Consider the following 17,863-nt stretch of genomic DNA (forward strand, 5'->3'; position numbering starts at 1 on the left):
CTGCGCTCTTTCGTGGCTAATCTTTCTGTAGGATAGAACATGATGGATTCTTTATTCCAACTTGCCTTTATTGGCCCGGGCGGCCCCGAGTTTCTCGTGGTGATGCTGGTGCTGCTGCTGATGTTCGGCGCGAAGGATGCCCCCCGCATCTTCCGCAAGATCAATGAAATGATCAATTCGGTGCGTAACACCGCCGATAGCTTCAAGCGGGAGATCATGTATAGCGACATGGGCAACCACACCTCGTCCGATCCCGCGAACATGGATGAAGAGTCGTACGACCATGACGACGATTATGACTATGGGGACGACTACGATTACGAAGACGACTATTCCGACGACGGCATCGACAACCCCGACGATGTGGACTATTCCGACGAAACCTTCAAGAACCTGGAAAAGGATTTGGAGGAGCCCGTGGCCGAATCCACCGCAGTGAAGCCCGTTGCCGAACCGGAGCCTGCTCCCGAAGATGCCGAGGAAGAGGATGGCGATGCTCGAAAAGCTTAAGTCCTTCAAAGGCAAGTTCCGCTACGACGATAGCGAGATGCCCTTCCTGGAACACCTCGAGGAGTTCCGCAAGACCGTCATCCGCTGTTTCATCGCGTTGGGCGTGGGCATGCTCATTTGCCTGCCGTTCGCCGACCATATCATTGCCGTCCTGCGCGCCCCGGCCGAACCCTACATCATCAAGAACGCCGACGAGATGCTGAACGATACCTCGCTCCACCTGCGCATCGCGGCCGATTCGCTCTCCACGAACTCCCTGGTGGTGGACGCCGATGGAACGCGCTACTACGACGTGAAGGCCGAAGTTGCGCTGCCGGAGGACGCCAAGCCCAAGAAGGGCGGCATCCGCCTCCAGTTTTCCGAGCCGGCCGCGGCCATCAAGATGTGGCTGACCGTCACGTTCTTCGGCGGCATTCTGGTGAGCCTGCCGTTCCTCGTCTTTTTCATTGGCCTGTTCGTGATGCCGGGGGTTCGCGATGTCGAGCGCAAGCTCATGACGCGCATCTCCTTCTTTTCCGGCGGCCTGTTCCTGCTGGGGATCGCCATGGGCTATCTGGTCACCCTGCCGCTGGCGCTGGGGCTGATGCTCAAGATCGGCGGCCAGCTGGGCGGCGAATCGATCTGGTTCTACAACAAATACATCGGCTTTGCCCTTCAGTTGCTCCTGGGTTTCGGCATCGCCTTCCAGTTGCCGGTCGTCATCCTGATCATGGGCAAAATGGGGCTGGTCAATTCAACCCAGCTGCGCGAGAAGCGCCGCCATGTCATCGTGGCCCTGCTCATTTTGGCCATGGTGCTCACCCCGCCCGATGTAATGACCCAGCTGCTCATGGCGGCCCCCTTGATTTTGCTATACGAGTTCTGTATATGGTTCCTTCACTTCAGCGGCAACCGCGAGGCGCCACCCGCCGAGGACGAAGAGCCGGAACCCGACGATAAACCGACCGAAGATTCCGGGGATGTGACCGGGGAGCCATCGGCGGAAGAGACCCACGAAGAGAAAGATTCAACCGAGGAAGAAAAATGAACACATTGGGACTGATGGGTATGCCGGGGCATACCGAAATAATTTTGATCGTCTTCATCATTGTGCTGCTGTTTGGCGCAAAGAAGTTGCCGGAACTGTCGCGCTCGCTGGGCAAAAGCCTCGGTGAATTCAAGAAGGGCCAGCGCGAGGGCACCGAGCCCGACAAGGAAGACGACGTCGAGAAAAAGGAAATCGAAGAGTCGAAAGACTAAGGGTAACGAGTGAGCCGTGAGGCGTGATCGATATTCATTTTTCACGGTTCACGAATCACGGATCAAGGATTTCCCATGAGCGAACGACTACGCGATGAACTCTCTCCCGAAGAGCAAAAGGTCAACACCCAGGCGGTGCTGGCCCATGTAATTCCCTTTGCCATGTGGCTCACCATGATGGTCTGGTTCGACGACCCGACCTGGAGCTACATGATGCGCTCCATCGGCGGTCTCATCCTGCTGGCCATCTTCCGCCCGTGGCGGTGGTATCCCAAACTCAATCCGAAAAACATTCTGCCGGCCATCGGGGTGGGGATCTTCATCCTGGTCGTCTGGGTGGGCTTCGAGGCCCCGTGGGTGGCCGGGAACGCGCCGGCGCTTACCGAATGGTACGACCGGCTGCTGGTTGATCCGTTCATGAAGCCCTTCCAGACGCGCGAGCTGTTCGATATCGGCAACGGGGTCATGGCACCCTATGAAGTGATCGAGGAGGGGGAGCATGCCGGCCTGCATGTCTACGACCCCAAGGCCTCCGGCTGGCTCATCTTCGCCATCCACATGTTCGGCACCTCGGTCTTCATCGCCATCATCGAAGAATTTTTCTACCGCGGCTTCCTCTACCGCTGGATGCAGGGAAGCCCCTTCTTCAAGATCGATGCCGGCAACCTGCACTGGCCCATGCTGCTGCTCATTTCGCTCTTCTTCAGCGTATCGCATTTCGAAGTCGGCGCCGCCATCATCTGCGGCATTGCCTACGGCCTGCTCTACATCAAGACCCGCGATATCTGGGCCGCCATCATTGCCCACGGCACCACCAACTTCCTGCTCGGCCTATACGTTGTCAAATTCAACGCCTACCAGTTTTGGTAGCCGACACGGGTTTTTACAGGACAATTGATAACAGGACGATTTTCAGGTTGATTGGCAATAGTCCTGTTATCAATAGTCCTGTGAATACTCTCCTCTGTATCTAGAGCAATTTAATTTAAACTGTAGCCGCATGAGGCAAACCAACCTTGAGCATCCGCCGCACTAACGCACCCTAAGGCAGCGCCGATCGCATCAAACAGAGATTCCAGGGAGCGCGCTTTTTCCCCGCGAAGCAATTGCTTTACTTTGCTCCACATCTTTTCGATGGGATTGAGATCAGGACTGTAGGGCGGAAGGAACCAAACCTCTGCCCCAGCTTCTTCGATCAACTGTAACGAAGCCTTGTCCTTATGAGCCGAGAGGTTATCAAGCACAACGATATCGCCCACTCGAAGAGTCGGAGCTAGAACCTGTTCGACATAGGCACGGAATACATCGCCGCTTGTGGCGGCATCAATCGCCATGCAGGCTGTTTCTCCGTTGAAACGAATGGAGGAGATCATGGTGGTGGTACACCAATGGCCATGCGGGGCGTGATCGTAAGCCCGCTCATTTTTCGGCGAGCGTCCGTACAGCCGAGTCATATTGGTCTTGGCTCCAGCCTCATCAATAAAGACCAACCGAGCAATGTCAAGTTGCCCTTGCATGGCCATCCACTCAGCCCGTGCGAGTTTCACGTCTTCGCGCCCTTGCTCGCTGGCGTGAAGCGTTTTTTTTAAAGCTCATCCCCATGTCCTTGAGTACATAGTGAATGGCAGGCAGCGTGCAATCGAGCTCCAGTTGCTCTCGGATCTCCCACAACGTGATATCAGGTTGCCGATCAATCAGCGTTTTCATCTGCTTCCGGTGCTCTTGGGTGAAGTAGGGTTTTCTTCCTGAATGGCTGTGAAGCGGGGCGATATCGCCGGTTCGCTTCCGTTGCGAGAGGAGCTTCTTTACCATACCAAGCGATACCTTGTATCGGTCAGCAATGTCCTGCCGGGTTCCTTCTCCGGCATCGTAGGTGGCCAGAATTCTCTGGCGTAGATCCAGTGATAGAGTGCTCATGCAAAGAACTCTACACAATGACTCATCTAATGGCTATAGAATTATTTAAAATGCTCTAGTGTTCTTTTGCCCAAAAACCGCTTGCAAAGGGTAGGGGGTTCACCTATCTTCCTCCCTCGTTTTCAGCGCGGAAAGATGACTGAGTGGCTGAAGGTGCTGGACTGCTAATCCGGTGTACTCCTTACGGGGTACCGAGGGTTCGAATCCCTCTCTTTCCGCCAGTTTTACAATAAAGGCCCCGTTTTTACGGGGCCTTTGTTGTGTCTGGACATCTTCAGTTCCTGTCGTCCTTCCTCTCTTCTTTCCACAACTTTCTACTCCCCAATCCGAGGGAGAAAGGCATACAAACGGCGTACAAATTTTCTGGGGTGAATTTTGCCTGTTTTAAAGTTGGTGTTACTCTGCTCTATCGAGACTGCTCTTGGCGGTGACGGGCGGTCAAAACCTCGTTGTGGTCATAATACGAAATTAACTTAACTAGTCGCGTTTTGGGCTAAATGAATCCATTCGAACTCCGTCAGCGCCTGTATGTAGCGCGGGGTTTTGATCAACGCCTTGATTCGTTCCGTTACGGACGGTTCCAAGGCCTTGCGCAAAGGCATTCGGAAAAAGTGGCCCGATTGCCCTGCCAAGGGCGGAATCGTTGAGGGAACGGAAGCTGGCGATGCTGAGTAATAGTGTGGCCGGAATCGGTTGCCGGTTATAGGCATTTGCAACGAATATTTCGATGCATGGATCCGTTGTTTTCTTCATTCGTTGCCGAAAAAACCGGCGGAGCAGAACTTGGCGCGAGTGCGAACCCGCTTCTTGTAACGTCACGTTTCTGTCGTCACGAATCACTTCAGTTTTTCATGCCTTCAGGTCGAAGCATTTGGGAAGAAGCTCCCCAAGCGTAGTGGCCTCGAAGCCTTCGGCCTGGGCAACGTAGACGGGGAGGTCGGGCCCGCAGAATTCGGCCATCACCTGTCGGCAGGCACCGCAAGGGAACGGGGTTGGTTCCTTGGTGGCCGCAATGGCCATGGCCTTGAACTCCTTGTGCCCCGCCGCAACGGCGGAAAAAATGGCGGTTCGTTCGGCGCAGTTGGTCAGGCCGTAGGATGCGTTTTCCACATTGCATCCGGTGAACACGGTGCCATCGACGCAAAGCAACGCCGCGCCGACGTGGTAACCGGAGTAGGGGGCATGTGCATTACCAGCGGCCTGTATGGCGGCCTCGATCAGCTCATTCGGTTTCATGGGCAAGGAACTCCAGGAAATTGGCGATGGTTTTTTTCATGCGGGGCATGGCCTCGGCCGCGGTTTGGTTGACGTCTTCGTGCGTCAGTTTGGTTGGGCTGATGCCCGCCGCCCAGTTGCAGACGCACAAGAGGCCCGCCACCTGCATGCCAAGCGCATTGGCAACCATGGCTTCGGGGACGGTCGACATTCCGACCGCATCGGCGCCCATGGCCTTGTATTGCTTGATTTCGGCCGGGGTTTCGAAGGTGGGGCCCATGGTGGCGATGTAGGTGCCGCACGAGTCGGCCCCCGCTTGGATCAGTTTGCTCCTGAGTGGTTTGTCGTAGACTTCGGTCTGGTCGGGGAAGCGGGTGCCGAGCTTGGGATTATGCGGGCCAATGAGGGGGTTGGAGCCGAGCATGTTGATGTGGTCTTCGATCACCATCAGCGATCCCGGTGGCAGGTCGGGGCGGATGCCTCCGGAGGCGTTGGTGAGCAGCACCGTGTCGGCCCCCATGGCATGCAGCAGGTAGACCGGGAGGATGACCGGAGTCCAGCCTTCGCCCTCGTACCAATGCCGCCGGCCCTGGAAAATGAATACCTCCATGTTGCCAATGGTGGTGGTGCGTAGTTTCCCGGCATGGCCCATCACGCCGGTCTCCCCGAATCCGGGAAGCGTTTGGTAGGGGATTTCCTGCCCGGAATAATCCTCAACCGCCTTGCCCCATCCGGAGCCGAGGATCAGGCCGCACTTCGGCTTGGCATCCGGCCATTTGGCTTTGAGGGCTTCTGCGGCGGCATCGAGGGTGGATTGGTCTATTTGTGTATTCATGTTGTTCATAATAGGAACTAATTATCCCGATTGCAGGTATAAACTGGCCATGGGTTGGGCCCGGACATGCAAACCCCGGACGAAAGGGGGTTCGCCCGGGGTTCTGGGCAGGCAGCCGTGGGGTGGAATAGGCTGTTGCCTATTTAGGGGAAGCCGCTTGCCGTGCTTGTAATGTAGATCCCTGTCTGGGGTTTGACAAGCCGTGTTCCCACGATAATTTCTCTTTTGTGGAGCTGAAAATAGCTCCGGTTGCGGGTCTTTGGGGTAACTCAGTTGCGTTGCCCGGAGAGGTTGGGCAGGCTTCTGTATGCCCGGGGGGTATGGCCGGTTTCTTTCTTGAAGATGCGGCTGAACGCCTGGGGCGAGCCGAAGCCGGCTTCTTCGGCGACGTCGGCGATGGAAAGGGCGGAGGTGCGCAACAGGGCCATGGCGCGGTTGATCCGGTAGTTCTGGATATAGCTGCCCAGCGGAATGCCGGCCGCTTCCTTGAACAGCACCCGCAACCGCGATTCCGAAAACTCCATGGCTTGGGCGAGATCGGCCACGACCACGGTCCGGCCGCGCCATTCGGCCATCAGCCCGTTGATGGAGCGTAGCAGGTTGTCCTCCGGTTCCGGCGGCAGGTCGTTACCGGTCTGCAGGCGGTCCAGCTTGAGTTCGAGCAGCAACTGGAGAAGGGCCGCCTGCACGGTTTCGGCATGCGATTGGTGCCACTTTTGCAGCAGGGCTTCGTAGGCCCGTTGGGTTGCTTCCCCAATAGTGATCACGCGGTTGCGCAGCGGTTCGAGAAATGTACGCGGCTCCAGCTCGAAGGTGCAGAAAACCCATTCGAGTTGGGTGGCGGCCAGCAGGCTGAAGTGGTGGAACTGGTAGGGGAGGATGAGCAGTGCCTGGCCGGGATCGAAGGGCAAGGCGAGGTTGTCGACATGGATGTGGCCGGCGGTGCCGAGGTTGTAGGCCAGCACAAAACGGTGATGCGACCGGTTCTGCAACGCCTCCTGCTGTAGCGTATTCTTGGTTCTGCGCACGAACATAAGCACGTTTCGCGGGGTTGGAAGCGTTGTGGCGCCGAGGCCGGAAAAATAATCCTGCGGCTCTTCAAGTTGCAATCGCGTGTTTTCCTTCATGCTGTCCCTGGCTTTCGTTTGTGGTATTGCCTTTGTCCCCCACGGGCACACGGGTGCAAGCGAGGGGCGCTTTTCCCATGGGGGCATGATGCATGCAACGGCTCGAAAGTCAATATGGTTAAATAATAGTGCGTATTGCTAAAATATTAATCTTTATGGTATGCGCATATGCATGATTGCCTCTAGGTTGCAGGGTTTGCCATGGTGTGGTTTGAGCGATTGATTGGAAGGAGTGGGCATGAGGCACCGGACATTTTTAAAGGGAGCGGCGCTTTCGTCGTTGGCACTATCCACAAGGCTTTGGGCCGGGAACCGGGAAAACGGGGAGCGCCCCAACATTTTGCTGATCATGACCGACCAGCAGATCGCGGATGGGTATAGTTCCAAGCTGGGCGGTCGATATCTGGATACCCCGGCCATGGATGCGCTGGCGAACCGCAGCCGGATCTACGAACGCGCTTATTCGCCCAATCCCATCTGCATGCCTGCGCGCACCTCCATGTGGTCGGGGCGCTATCCGCATGAGACGGGCATTCTCACGAACCAAAAGGCCACCATCGATCCATCGGAATTTCCAACGCTGGGAACCGTGTTCGGCCGCGCGGGCTACCAGACCGCATATGTCGGGAAATGGCATGCAGCCTACCCGGTGAAGGATGCCGGGCACCATGGCTTCCAGTGGTCGGAAAACATGGCGGACAACGGCAATGGGCTCGATCCCGCCACGCCGGCCGCTGCCGCCGGGTTCATCCGCCGGAGCCACGGCAAACCCTGGCTGCTGGTGGTCTCCTTCAATAATCCGCACAACATTTGCGAGTGGGCCAGGGGGCATGCCTTGCCCGATGGCGAAATCGGGAAGCCCCCTCCACCCAACGAGTGCCCGCCGCTCGCCGCCAACCATGCGCCGCCCCAAAACGAGAGCGACATCATGGCGCAGATGCGCGATTCCTATCACGCCACCCGCATGTGCACCCCCGTCGGGAGCTTCGGCGAAAAGGAGTGGCGCGAATACCGCTGGGCCTACTACCGCATGATCGAAAAGGTGGATAGCCAGGTTGGCCAGGTGCTCCGGGCCTTGGAGGATTCCGGCCAATGGAAGGATACGCTGGTCGTTTTCACCAGCGACCATGGCGACATGATGGGGGCGCACCGCTGGAACCAGAAAACCGTCTTTTTCGATGAAGCTTCCCGCATTCCGTTTTTCCTGGCCCTCCCCGGCCAGATCAAGCCCGGGGTATCCAGGCGGCTGGTGAACATGGGGGTGGATCTCATGCCAACCCTATGCGACTTCGCCGGAATCCAACCCCCGGCAAACCTGCCGGGGGAAAGCCTCAGAACGGAAACCGGTTCCCGTGAAGTTGTCGTCGTGCAAAACCACATGGTGCAGGGCGAGGAGCTCAACGGTCAAAAACCCGAACCCGAAGGCCGCATGGTTCGCAGCGCGCGCTATAAATATTGCGCCTTCAACCTGGGCGAACAGCGCGAAGAGCTCTACGACATGGAAAAGGACCCCGGCGAAACCATCAACCAGGCCGCCAATCCCGAATTCAAATCCATCCTCCGCCAGCACCGCGACTATCTAAGGGATTGGGCCGCCCGGCACGGCGACCGCTTCGCTCGACCTGGTGGCTAGGCATGGTGAAAACATCGTAGCCACTTGGCCGGAGGGGCGCACGGCGTATCGTGTATTAAACGTTCTGCAAAAAAGAAAGAGCCGATGGAGGTTTCCTCCATCGGCTCGTCGTGGCCTTCGTGAAGCTGTTCTGTGCGGTTGCTTAGACCATGAAGACGCGGCGGATGAACAGGGCGCCCGCGCCCACCAGCACGGTGAGTCCGATCGTTGCCGGCTCCGGGATGACTTCGAAGGTGGCGTTGTAATTGGAGCCACCATTGCTATCCCACGCAGAATTTCCATTATTCGCTTTTCCTTCCACCCAAACGGCAAGGTTGTAACTGCCTACTCCAAGGCTGTGGGCGGTGATCAAGTCAACCGAAAGGTCGGTTACGTTTGCGCCATTAACGTCTGTTCCCTGCTGATCGTTGGGTGCGGAATAGGACTGAAACGCATATGAAATTTCGCCGGAGGCGGTATCAGCACCGGTAATGCTGTAAAACATTTTAATATAATCCACGCCAGTGCCTTCTGCCCAGAATCCGGTCTGTCCTCCCAGCCATAGGTTCGACTCGAACTCGCCGAGGTCAGCCCCGTTCAAGCTTTGCGACTGTGCGGTGCCGTTCAAGTTGTACCATGTTGCGTCAACATTAGGCGATGTGTCGGAGAGATAGGCGTATCCGTTGAAAATCGTACTGGCGGATGCCGACACGGCGAATAGAATGCTTAAGCTGGCTGCGAATATCAGTTTTTTATTCATGTTTCATCTCCTTATTACTTGCACGCGCCCCATTGAAAACGAGAACTCGGAAAGTATCCATATCCGTTGGGGGAAAGTCAATTATGTATATGCCAACATTCCCCGTTTTTTGAGCGGATCGACCGGTCTGTTGTGGATGTGGATGCCTCATGGTTGCGTTTTTTACGGGTATTCAATTTTGATTTGGTAGAAGCGGTTCGACAGGGAGGGATCGCCGGGCGGCGGAGCCGTCTGGGAGCCGTCGTCGATCCAGGTCCGGACGTCTCCGTCGCCGTCCAGCGGGGTGGGTGTGGCAACGTTCCACGGTGCGGTGGCCAGCGCGTTGTTCTTGTACCACACGGTGTATTTGCGCCCGGGCTTGGTCGGGAATTGGAGTTCCAGGCCGGATGGATCGGGCTGGATTGATCCGATGGCGGGGAATTCCGCACCGTTGTCGGGAGCCGTTCCGGCAATGTATTCGCCGCCGTTGTCGATGCCGTCGTGGTCTTCGTCGTTGGCCGCGTCGGAACCGCTGTCGGGATCGAGGAAGCCGTATTGCAGCTCAAAGTCGTCCGGCACCCCGTCGCCGTCGGAATCGACGCCGCCGAGGCCGAGGCCGAGCGAGAAGGCAAAGTTGCCGGAGCCATAGAGCTCGACCTGGTGCGTCTGCGCCTGGTTGCGCATGTTCACGGTGTGGAAGTTGCCGTTTCCGTCGTCGGTCGCGCCCGGATTGTAGGCGGCATTCGCTCCCAGCGTCAGCGCGGCGGCGACCGGATGGCCTGAGCCCGCGTTGGCGAGGCTGAGCGCGTCGCCGTTGACCTGCAGGCCGCCCAGGTTGCGCTGCCCTCGTTTGAGCAGGTCGAGCAGGTTGGGGGAGAGTCCGTTGCGCACATACAGCGTGTTCAAGCCGCCGCCGATGGCATAGGCGACGTCGAACGCCACGTCGGAGCCACCGAGCGTGATGGTCTTGACGATCTTCCCGTCCGCGGTGGCGAACCGCCAGCCGGTGCCCGAGGGCGCGTTGGTGGCGCCGTAGGTTTCGTTGACATACCCGCTGGTGCCGCCCGCCCCGTCGTCGGCAAACCAATCCTTGAGGCAGGAGGTGCGGTAGGCAACAATTCCGCCGGCGCCATCCAGGTTGACGTTGCCCTCGTGCTCCGTCTCCGAACCGGAATAGCTGGCCAGGTTGCCGACCATCTGGAAAATATCGCCGCTGTCCGGGTTGCGCGCCCACGCCGCCGTCATTCGGCCGCCCGTGCTTTCGAGCACGGCGAACACGCCGGCGTTGTAGAGCAGGTATTCGGCAAGGCCGTCGAGGTCGATATCCTCGGCCGCAGCCACCGCGTTCGGGGGCGGCGCGGCCGCCCACTGCGCGACGCGGCCATAGATGGCGGCCATCCGGGTTTGCGATTGGGCGAAGCGGGCAAAGCCTTCCATTTCGTCGTAGGTCGTGTCGGGATAGACAAATTCGCCGGTGGAAAACTTGGTCAGGTCGACCGGGGCGTGGGTTTGCGCGTGGAACGCCGTTTCGAACACCGAGGCGTGCAGCGTGGCCCGGGCGAGCTGGCCGAGCGCGCCGTCCGGGGTGGCGAGCGCGGAAACCTGCGCCCAGCTGCTGCTGACGATGCCGCCGGAGTACAGCATGCCGTACTCATCGGGCACCGGGACGCCCGGCAGGGTTTCGAACAGGTGGTGCTCCAGGCCCTGGTTGAAGGCGGAGCCGACATACCAGTTGTCATAGTTGCCCTGCGCCGCATGCTGGATCCAGTCGTGGCCGGTCTTTTCGAGTGGCAGTCCCGTGCCGCGATCAACCGTGTTCCACACATCGCCGGTGCCGTCCGGCGGCGTGGAAACATCGATCTCGCCCGAGGCAATCTGGTCGGCGCTGACGATGTTGATCCAGCCCTTGTTGGCCATCCAGGCCATGACGGTGTCGTAGCCGTCCGCCTTGGAGGCATCGCCGAACTCGCTCCAGTCCATTTGGAGCGTCATCACCTGGGGGTGCTGGCCGTTCCAGGTGCCGGAGCGGGCGCGGCGGTTGAGCACTTCGCGCAGTTCCAGCGCGGGGCCGCTGTCGTGCGTTTGGAAGCGGAAGTCGTGTTGCCGGTTCGAGATGGGGATGCAGTGGATGCCATTCACCATGTTGATCCGGTGCGCATGGTCGCCGGTGACTTCATCGATGCCGAACCAGCGGTAGAGGTGCTGCGATTGGTCGATGAAGGTGTGGTCGAAGCCCAGCGCCTGGATCTTCGCGAGGACGTCGTCGTCGAGCACGCGCTCCGGCGTCCAGAAGACGCGTTCGGAGACGGTTCCATAGAGGGTTTCGAGGAACTCCGTGGCCAGATCGACGTTGTCGGCATTGAAGTCCGGCGTGAAATAGGGCAGCAGGTGGTCGGAGAAGGTGCTCGCCATGAGATCGACCACGTCGGCGGCAACCAACTCCTTGATCCGGGCGTTCAGCGCCGGGCCGTCGCGCCACGGCGGCGCGGTGTCGCCGGCCCGCGCCCATTCGATGGCCGAGGCCAGCGTCGGGGTGACATGCAGCGAGAGCGGCGCGGCGAACGCCTCGTGCGTGTCGAGCGGGCGGTAGAACCCCCCGCCTTCGCCATCGTTGATCATCTCCTGGATCACGCTGCCTGGCTGGATATGCCGGTTGCCGTGGATCAGCGGGATCACCTTGATCTGCTGGCCGCGGTTGTTGTCGGCATTGATGCCAACCCATTCCGTGAGCGATTCGAGCGCGACCCGCGCGTTGTAGCGCTCGCTGTCCACATCCCCCGTGTTGATTCCGGCGTAGTCCTCCGCAATCCAATCCGTGCGGATGGAGTCCTGGATGTCGGGGCCGTCCAGCTCGCCCGCGCCGCCGTCGGTGCCGTCGCGGGTGGTGAAGACCTGGAAGTTGAGCTGGGCGAAGCTACCGTTCCATCCCGCATCGAGCAGGGCTTGGCGGTGGATGGAACATTCGACGGAATCGAGTGCCGAGTCGAAGTAGGCTTCCTTGAAGCCGGCGGCATGGGCCTGCGTCCGCACGTCCACATCCGCCGGGCCATAGACGATGGAGTCCGCCAGCGTGTCGGTATCGTCGCTGCCGGGCGCGTTGACATAGACCGTGCCATGGTCGGCGTCGTAGACGGCCACAACCGCTTCCCAGCGCATGTCGGTGAGCACATCGACGTTGTCCACGAGCTTGCGCTCGCCAACGGCGGTGTTGCCGGTGTCGATGACGACATAGAAGTCCAGCCCGCTATCCTCGGCGAAGGCGGCGAGGTCGAAGAGGTCGATGCGGAAATAGAGGTTGCCGTCGCCGCCGTTGCCGACCGCGCCGCCGTCCTGCGCATAGACGGCGAGCAGGTCGCGGGAGGATTCAAGCCCGTCGCTGGCCCACGGGCGGTAGTAGACATCGCCGCCGCTGGCGGATTCGAGTTCGTCGTAGGGGTCGAGCGCGATGAGGTCTTCGTCTTTCCAGTCGGTGAACTCCCGCGCATTCGCGACCGCACCCACCACCACCTCGGCCTGGGGGCCGATCACGATGGAGGGGGTTGGCGGCGGGCCGCCGGAATCGGATACGCGGGGATTCGTTCCGTTGATCAACTCCGCCAGGTTGCTGGAGCCGTCGCCATCGAGGTCGCCGGCCGGGCCGTTTTGGGCATCGCCATCCGAAGCGGCGGCGGTGCCCAGGTTGTCGGTTCCGTCGTCCAGCGGGTTGAGGCCATAGGAAGCTTCCCAGCCGTCGGGCAGTCCGTCGTCGTCGGTGTCGGGATTCAATGGGTCGGTCTCCGCCCACGCCTCGCCGGCGTCGTATGCGCGGTCGCCGTCGGTGTCGCCGTCGATGGTGCCGTTGGCGTTCACATCTTCGCCGTGTCCGTCGCTCAAGCCGTCCTGGTCGGTGTCGGCGTTGTTGGGGTCGGTTTCGAGCCAGGTGTCGGAGCCGTCGAGCGAGCCATCCGGCCAATTGCGGGCGAGCCAGGGGGTCCAGTCCGGCGGGATGGATTCGCCGTCGCCGTCGACCCAGCCGTTGCGGTTGGCATCCTCGAGTCCGTCGGGCAGGCCGTCGAAGTCGGTGTCGGGATTGTTGGGATCGGTCGTTGTTCCGGCCTTGAGGTCGGTTTTGGTTCCTTCGCTGTATGCGGAAACGCCGGGCACGAGGTTGTAGTTGTCGTAGGTGTTGTAGAAGGGCGGGTCGAGGTCGCTGATGAAGTTGGGGAAGCCGTCGCCGTCCGTATCGGTTGTTGCGTGCGTTGCGTTGGTGTCGGCCGGAAGCCGCCAGCCCGCTTCCAGGCCGTCCGGCAACCCGTCGCCGTCGCTGTCCGGACTCGAGGGTTCCGTGAGGCCGTAGATCGTCCAGGCGTGCACGTCGGAATTGATCCATTCCGTAACGGGGGTGGAGGGCAGGGGCTTGGGCGTCTGTTCGTCGAAATCGGAAATGCCGTCGTCGTCGTCATCGGGGTCGGCGGCGTTCGCGGCCGCGGTTTCGCGGAGGATGACCCGCGCTTCCCGCAGGGCCGAGGCCTCCACGGTGTTGGTGTTGCCGTCGGTATCGACGCTGGCGAGCAGGCGGAAGGTGCCTTCGATCTGCGCGGCGTCGTTGGTCAGCGGGAAGTTCCAGGTGAAATGCCAGCCCAGATAGCCATTGGTGGCCACCGGGTTGCCGGGGTCGCCGGCCATGCTGCCGGTTCCCTGGGCAAAGGAGACGCCGACGTGCAGGGCATTCGTTTCGGTTTCGAGATAGACCGCGTATTGGCGCTGGGTGGCCACCGGTGCCGCGACGTCCGGCAGGACAATGTGGAAGGGGTCGCCCTGCGCATCGGCGATCGGCGGGGCAACGATGTTGACGTAGGGTTCAACCACCGGCCACGAAAGGAACGTCCGCTTGGCGGACAGGGCCGGGTAGCCGTCCCGGTCGTACTGCGCGGCCAGCGTGTGCGGATAGTTGGGCAGGTCGTTGAAATAGTTTTCCATCGTGAAGGCCAGCGCGTGGTAGTCCGCGGTCACGTCGTAGTTGATTTGATAGGACAAGCGCGGCTGCAGGTTGCTGTCGACGCACAGGGTGAGCGCATCCAGCAGCTCCCCGGTCGTGAGGCCGTCGGCGAGCGACTTGGAAAAATGGATCTTGGCAACATAGCCGGGGCCGATCCGCTCGCCATCGCCCTGCGGATAGGCGGTGAAGAAGCGGACGTCCGGCCCGCTGGTGTTGACGGTGCGCGCGAGCGTGGTGAAATGGCCGACCGCATCGGCCAATGCATGGTTGGTGGAGGACGAGGCCTCCTTCAGGCGCACTTCGATCGTGGCACTGCCGCTGGCGGGAATGTTGACGTAGTCGAAGCGCCATTCCAGCGGGTGGCCGGAACCGACGCCGGGGCCGGGCTCCACCGCGAGGGCGGGCGCCCAGGCGCCGTTGCCCTGCTCCGCGCCCGTTGCGCTGTCGTCGTTTCCGGCATCGCTATCCAAGATGCGGTAGAAGACCTCCACGACGCTGTCGTCGCTCCGGACCACGAAGCCATACGATGAGCCGTGCAGGGTGTCGCCGTCGTTGGCCGGATAGACGATTTCCCCTTCCGGTCGCTGGGTGTCGTAGTAGAAGGTCTGGACGTTCAGGTTGAAGAGGGGGGCCGCGCCGCCGCGGTTCAGGCAGGCCTTGGTCCGGAGCACATGGTAGCCCTCCGCGAGGCCGGCCTGTTGCGTGCCGAAGTTGTTGTGGGGGCGGAAGGTTGCGGTTTCGGCATTGAAGTTGGTGATGGTGAACATCGTTTCCATCGGCTTCTTCAGCTCAATGTCGTTGGCGCCGTAGGGGAAGATGCTGGAGGCATCGGGGCGGGCCACGCCGATCTTGTAGCGCACGACGGTGCCCGGCGCCTGGGCTGGGAGGGTGCCCTTCCACCATTCCGGCGTACCGCCCGGATCCGGCGCGCCGGTGTGGGCGAAGGAGAGCCCGGCAACCTGCGTGGTGCCCTTGCCAGCCCCGCCGCTTCCTTCCGGGTAGCTGCCGCCATCGGCCGTGTAGTAGAGCCAGGCGCGTTGCACCTGCCCGGTGTAGCCCACCTTCACCCAGACCGTGATGTTTGAGTTGGCCGCGTTTTCCGGGGCCGGGGAAAACTGGAGGGAGGCCGAACCGTTGCTGGCTTGCGGATCGTGGTAGGCCCATGCGGCGGTGCCGCTGGCGGTGTTCGGGCCGCCGCCGTGGTTGACGGTGAAGCCGGTCGAGCCAATGGTTGCCTCGTAGGTTTCCGCGCCCGGGGAGCCGATCACGTTGCGCGCGGTGTCGACGGCGGCGAACTTTTCGGCGATGCGGTGGGCGAACTGCATCTGTTCGTAGCCGAGGAACAGGTCGTGGCTCAGCGCGGGCGGGTTGTCGCGCAGCTCGCCGCTTTGCGGCCCGATGCCGAGGTGGGCGTTGACGTCGATGCCGCCATCGAGCTTGACCAGGATGTTTTCCGCCGAGCCGTCGGCGCGGGCGATGAAGGTGAGGTTGGAGCCGCTGGTGATGCGGGGGATGGGGAGTTCGTATTGATAGTCGTCCGGGGTGTCGCCGGGGACGCCGTAGGGGTTGAAGTTGGGATCGCCCGAATAGCCGTCGGTGCGGACGTGCGGCATCGTGCCGGCCGGCTGCCCGTCCTGAAGGATTTCCAGCGGCCGGACTTCGCCGAACGGGCCGTCGTCCCAGGCGGCCGGCATTTCCGGGACGCGCCAGGAAAACGCGAAGAAACCGCCGGCGGGAACAACGGGGTTGTAGCCGCCGTCGTCCGTGATCTGGCCGTCGGACACGTTCACGTAGAACCCGCCGCCGTGCTTGGAATAGTTGTAGAGGCGCGCGCCTTCCGGGAAACTGGTGCCCCAGCTCCTGGCCTGTCCGCCGGCGCCGTTGCGCGCCATCATGAAGGCCAGGACGACCGCGTTGCCCTCGTTTCCGGTTTCGCGCCAGTCGCGGCGCTCGTAGGCCACATAGCTGTCGTCGCTCCACTTGGGGTTCTGCTCGCCGCGGGCGAAGAGCTGGTTGATCTGGAGCAGGTTGAGCAGATGGTTGTCGTTGAATTGGCCGAGGAACGGGTTGTTGCCGTGCTGCGGGAAATATTTCCCCGACGAATCGGGATACTGGGTCTCGTTGTAGCCATCGGTGTAGACGATCGGCAGCCCGGCGCGGGTGAGGAGCAGGGCGTGGGCGGACGGGCGGTCGTAGGGGGAGATGTAGTTGTAGTCGTGGCTGCCGGAATACATCACGGCTTCGTTCACGCCGTAGGTGGCGTAGCCGGGCTGGTCATATCCCGAAAGGTTGCCGTAGCCGGCCACGGCGTAGGAGAGGCTGTTGTAGAGGTCGTTGTCGGCAATGCGCATGCCGGAATCGACATAGCCGTCCTTCGCGGGCGGTGCGCCGAGGTGCTCGCCGAACAGCATCGCGTCGTCGCGCCCCTGGCCGGTGTTGTAGACGGAGTCGCGGTGGTTGCTCCAGTCGGAATAGCCGTGGGTAATGTTGAACTGTTCCTGGATCTGGCCGTTGTAGCCCCAGTTCGAGGCATCCTTCGGCGCGTCCATCTTGCCGAAGAAATAGTTGGGCACGTGCTTGACCGCATCGAGCCGGAAACCATCCACGTGGCCTTGGTCGATGAACCAGCGGATGGCGCGGAACATCATGGTGTTGACATCCTCGGGAACCGGGTTGCCCATGTTGTATAGGCCGTCGCCCAGTCCGTGCGCGGCGTCCTGCCACCCCGGGCGGCTGGGGTCGAGCCCGGTGTCGGTGAACGGTTCGCTCGCTTCGCCGGCATCGTGCTGCCCGTTGCCGTTGGCATCGTTCCAATCGAAGCGGCCGTTGCCGGCGCCGGTGTTCGAGGGGCCGTGGCCGATGTCCTCGAACGGCTCGTTGTTGGCGAAGGTATAGACCGGATCGCCGTCGCCGTTGGTGCCGATCTGGAGATCGGTGTCGAGGTAGTATTCCGGATGGTCGGGGTGGCGGACGCCCCAATATTTCGGGAACTGCGCGCCTTCGTAGGCGCCGAAGCTGGTGTTGGGGGTTTCGTGGGCAATATCCAGGCCGAACGGGTTCCGGTTGAGCACCTGCCATTCGTCGTTGAAGTCCGGCCAGTTGGGCATCTTGCGGTAGAAGCCGTCCTGCGTGGTCATGAGGTGGAAATCTTCCGGAACGAAGCCGGGCTGGATGTGGATGGAGGTGTTTTCGTCGTAGCCCGGAATGGAGCCGCCGTTGTGGGCCATGATGTTGTCGAAGTAGACGCGGATGCCGAAGCGGTGGGCCGTTTCGATGAGTTTAAGCAGGTCCGCTTCCGTGCCGTAGCGCGTCGCGACGCCGCCCATCTGGTCCTTCGAGCCGAGGTCGAAACGGTCGAAGGTGTCGAACCCGACCGAAAACTGGCTGCCGGCCTTGAACGGCGGCGGAAGCCAAAGCGCCGACCAGCCCGCTTCGGCCAGCTCCGGCATCCGTCCGGTGATTTCGCTCCAGCTTGTCCCGAAGTATTGCAGGATCACCTCTTCGGCCCGTACCGCCGGCGGCAGGTGCAGCGCCAGCAGCAGCACGGTCAGCCAAAATGGGTTGCAACTTCGTTTTTTCATTCTTTCCGCCCGGGTTGTGGGGTGGCGCGAACCACGCCGCTCATCCAGGTTTCCCATAATACGCCTAACCCCTCGGATGCCAAGCTAGCCAAGGGGTTAGTTTTGGCCGG

General features: G+C 60.9%; 13 protein-coding genes and 1 tRNA gene. 6 read left to right on the plus strand and 8 right to left on the minus strand.

Going from position 1 to position 17,863, the window contains the following annotated elements; translation table 11 throughout:
• Positions 1-39 precede the first annotated feature (39 nt).
• From E9954_RS20225 to E9954_RS20240, 4 genes are all read left to right on the plus strand, one after another.
• A complete protein-coding gene (locus E9954_RS20225; protein ID WP_136081085.1) occupies positions 40-510 on the plus strand; it encodes a hypothetical protein in 471 nt (156 codons plus the stop codon).
• Positions 488-1,537, plus strand: a complete 1,050-nt coding sequence (gene tatC, locus E9954_RS20230; protein ID WP_168442442.1) for a twin-arginine translocase subunit TatC — start codon at positions 488-490, stop codon at positions 1,535-1,537. Before E9954_RS20225 ends, tatC begins: the two co-directional genes overlap by 23 nt.
• Positions 1,534-1,749: a twin-arginine translocase TatA/TatE family subunit gene (gene tatA, locus E9954_RS20235; RefSeq protein ID WP_136081087.1), complete on the plus strand. Its 216-nt coding sequence runs from the start codon at positions 1,534-1,536 to the stop codon at positions 1,747-1,749. Before tatC ends, tatA begins: the two co-directional genes overlap by 4 nt.
• 75 nt (positions 1,750-1,824) lie before the next feature.
• Positions 1,825-2,619 carry a CAAX prenyl protease-related protein gene (locus E9954_RS20240; protein ID WP_136081088.1) on the plus strand — a complete coding sequence of 265 codons (795 nt, stop codon included), beginning with the start codon at positions 1,825-1,827 and terminating at the stop codon, positions 2,617-2,619.
• Positions 2,620-2,729: 110 nt separating this feature from the next.
• Here the strand turns inward: E9954_RS20240 and E9954_RS33100 are convergent, their stop codons facing one another.
• Positions 2,730-3,296 carry an IS630 family transposase gene (locus E9954_RS33100; protein WP_222847015.1) on the minus strand — a complete coding sequence of 189 codons (567 nt, stop codon included), beginning with the start codon at positions 3,294-3,296 and terminating at the stop codon, positions 2,730-2,732.
• Complete coding sequence (locus tag E9954_RS33105) at positions 3,277-3,666, minus strand: IS630 transposase-related protein (protein ID WP_222847016.1); 390 nt, start codon at positions 3,664-3,666, stop codon at positions 3,277-3,279. Before E9954_RS33105 ends, E9954_RS33100 begins: the two co-directional genes overlap by 20 nt.
• A gap of 129 nt (positions 3,667-3,795) precedes the next feature.
• On the opposite strand from E9954_RS33105, the gene E9954_RS20250 reads away from it, so the two are divergent.
• A tRNA-Ser gene (locus tag E9954_RS20250) sits at positions 3,796-3,887 on the plus strand.
• A gap of 256 nt (positions 3,888-4,143) precedes the next feature.
• Here the strand turns inward: E9954_RS20250 and E9954_RS20255 are convergent.
• The 4 genes from E9954_RS20255 to E9954_RS20270 form a co-directional block, all read right to left on the minus strand.
• Positions 4,144-4,419 carry a hypothetical protein gene (locus E9954_RS20255; protein ID WP_136081089.1) on the minus strand — a complete coding sequence of 92 codons (276 nt, stop codon included), beginning with the start codon at positions 4,417-4,419 and terminating at the stop codon, positions 4,144-4,146.
• 96 nt (positions 4,420-4,515) lie between these two features.
• Complete coding sequence (locus E9954_RS20260; RefSeq protein WP_136081090.1) at positions 4,516-4,902, minus strand: cytidine deaminase; 387 nt, start codon at positions 4,900-4,902, stop codon at positions 4,516-4,518.
• The gene (locus E9954_RS20265; RefSeq protein ID WP_168442443.1) at positions 4,889-5,716 is read right to left on the minus strand and encodes a purine-nucleoside phosphorylase; all 828 of its coding nucleotides are present in this window, start codon (positions 5,714-5,716) and stop codon (positions 4,889-4,891) included. Before E9954_RS20265 ends, E9954_RS20260 begins: the two co-directional genes overlap by 14 nt.
• A gap of 269 nt (positions 5,717-5,985) precedes the next feature.
• Positions 5,986-6,843, minus strand: coding sequence for a helix-turn-helix transcriptional regulator (locus tag E9954_RS20270; RefSeq protein ID WP_168442444.1), 858 nt, complete (start codon positions 6,841-6,843; stop codon positions 5,986-5,988).
• A gap of 238 nt (positions 6,844-7,081) precedes the next feature.
• Between E9954_RS20270 and E9954_RS20275 the strand changes: the two genes are divergently transcribed.
• Positions 7,082-8,476: a sulfatase family protein gene (locus tag E9954_RS20275; protein ID WP_136081093.1), complete on the plus strand. Its 1,395-nt coding sequence runs from the start codon at positions 7,082-7,084 to the stop codon at positions 8,474-8,476.
• Between the two features lie 142 nt (positions 8,477-8,618).
• Here E9954_RS20275 and E9954_RS20280 read toward each other — a convergent pair whose 3' ends face one another.
• Together E9954_RS20280 and E9954_RS20285 are read right to left on the minus strand one after the other, a co-directional pair.
• The gene (locus E9954_RS20280; protein ID WP_136081094.1) at positions 8,619-9,215 is read right to left on the minus strand and encodes a PEP-CTERM sorting domain-containing protein; all 597 of its coding nucleotides are present in this window, start codon (positions 9,213-9,215) and stop codon (positions 8,619-8,621) included.
• A 162-nt stretch (positions 9,216-9,377) separates the two neighbouring features.
• The gene (locus E9954_RS20285; protein ID WP_168442445.1) at positions 9,378-17,753 is read right to left on the minus strand and encodes an alpha-amylase family glycosyl hydrolase; all 8,376 of its coding nucleotides are present in this window, start codon (positions 17,751-17,753) and stop codon (positions 9,378-9,380) included.
• Positions 17,754-17,863: the final 110 nt, after the last annotated feature.

Source organism: Pontiella desulfatans, from assembly GCF_900890425.1.
Classification (GTDB): domain Bacteria; phylum Verrucomicrobiota; class Kiritimatiellia; order Kiritimatiellales; family Pontiellaceae; genus Pontiella; species Pontiella desulfatans.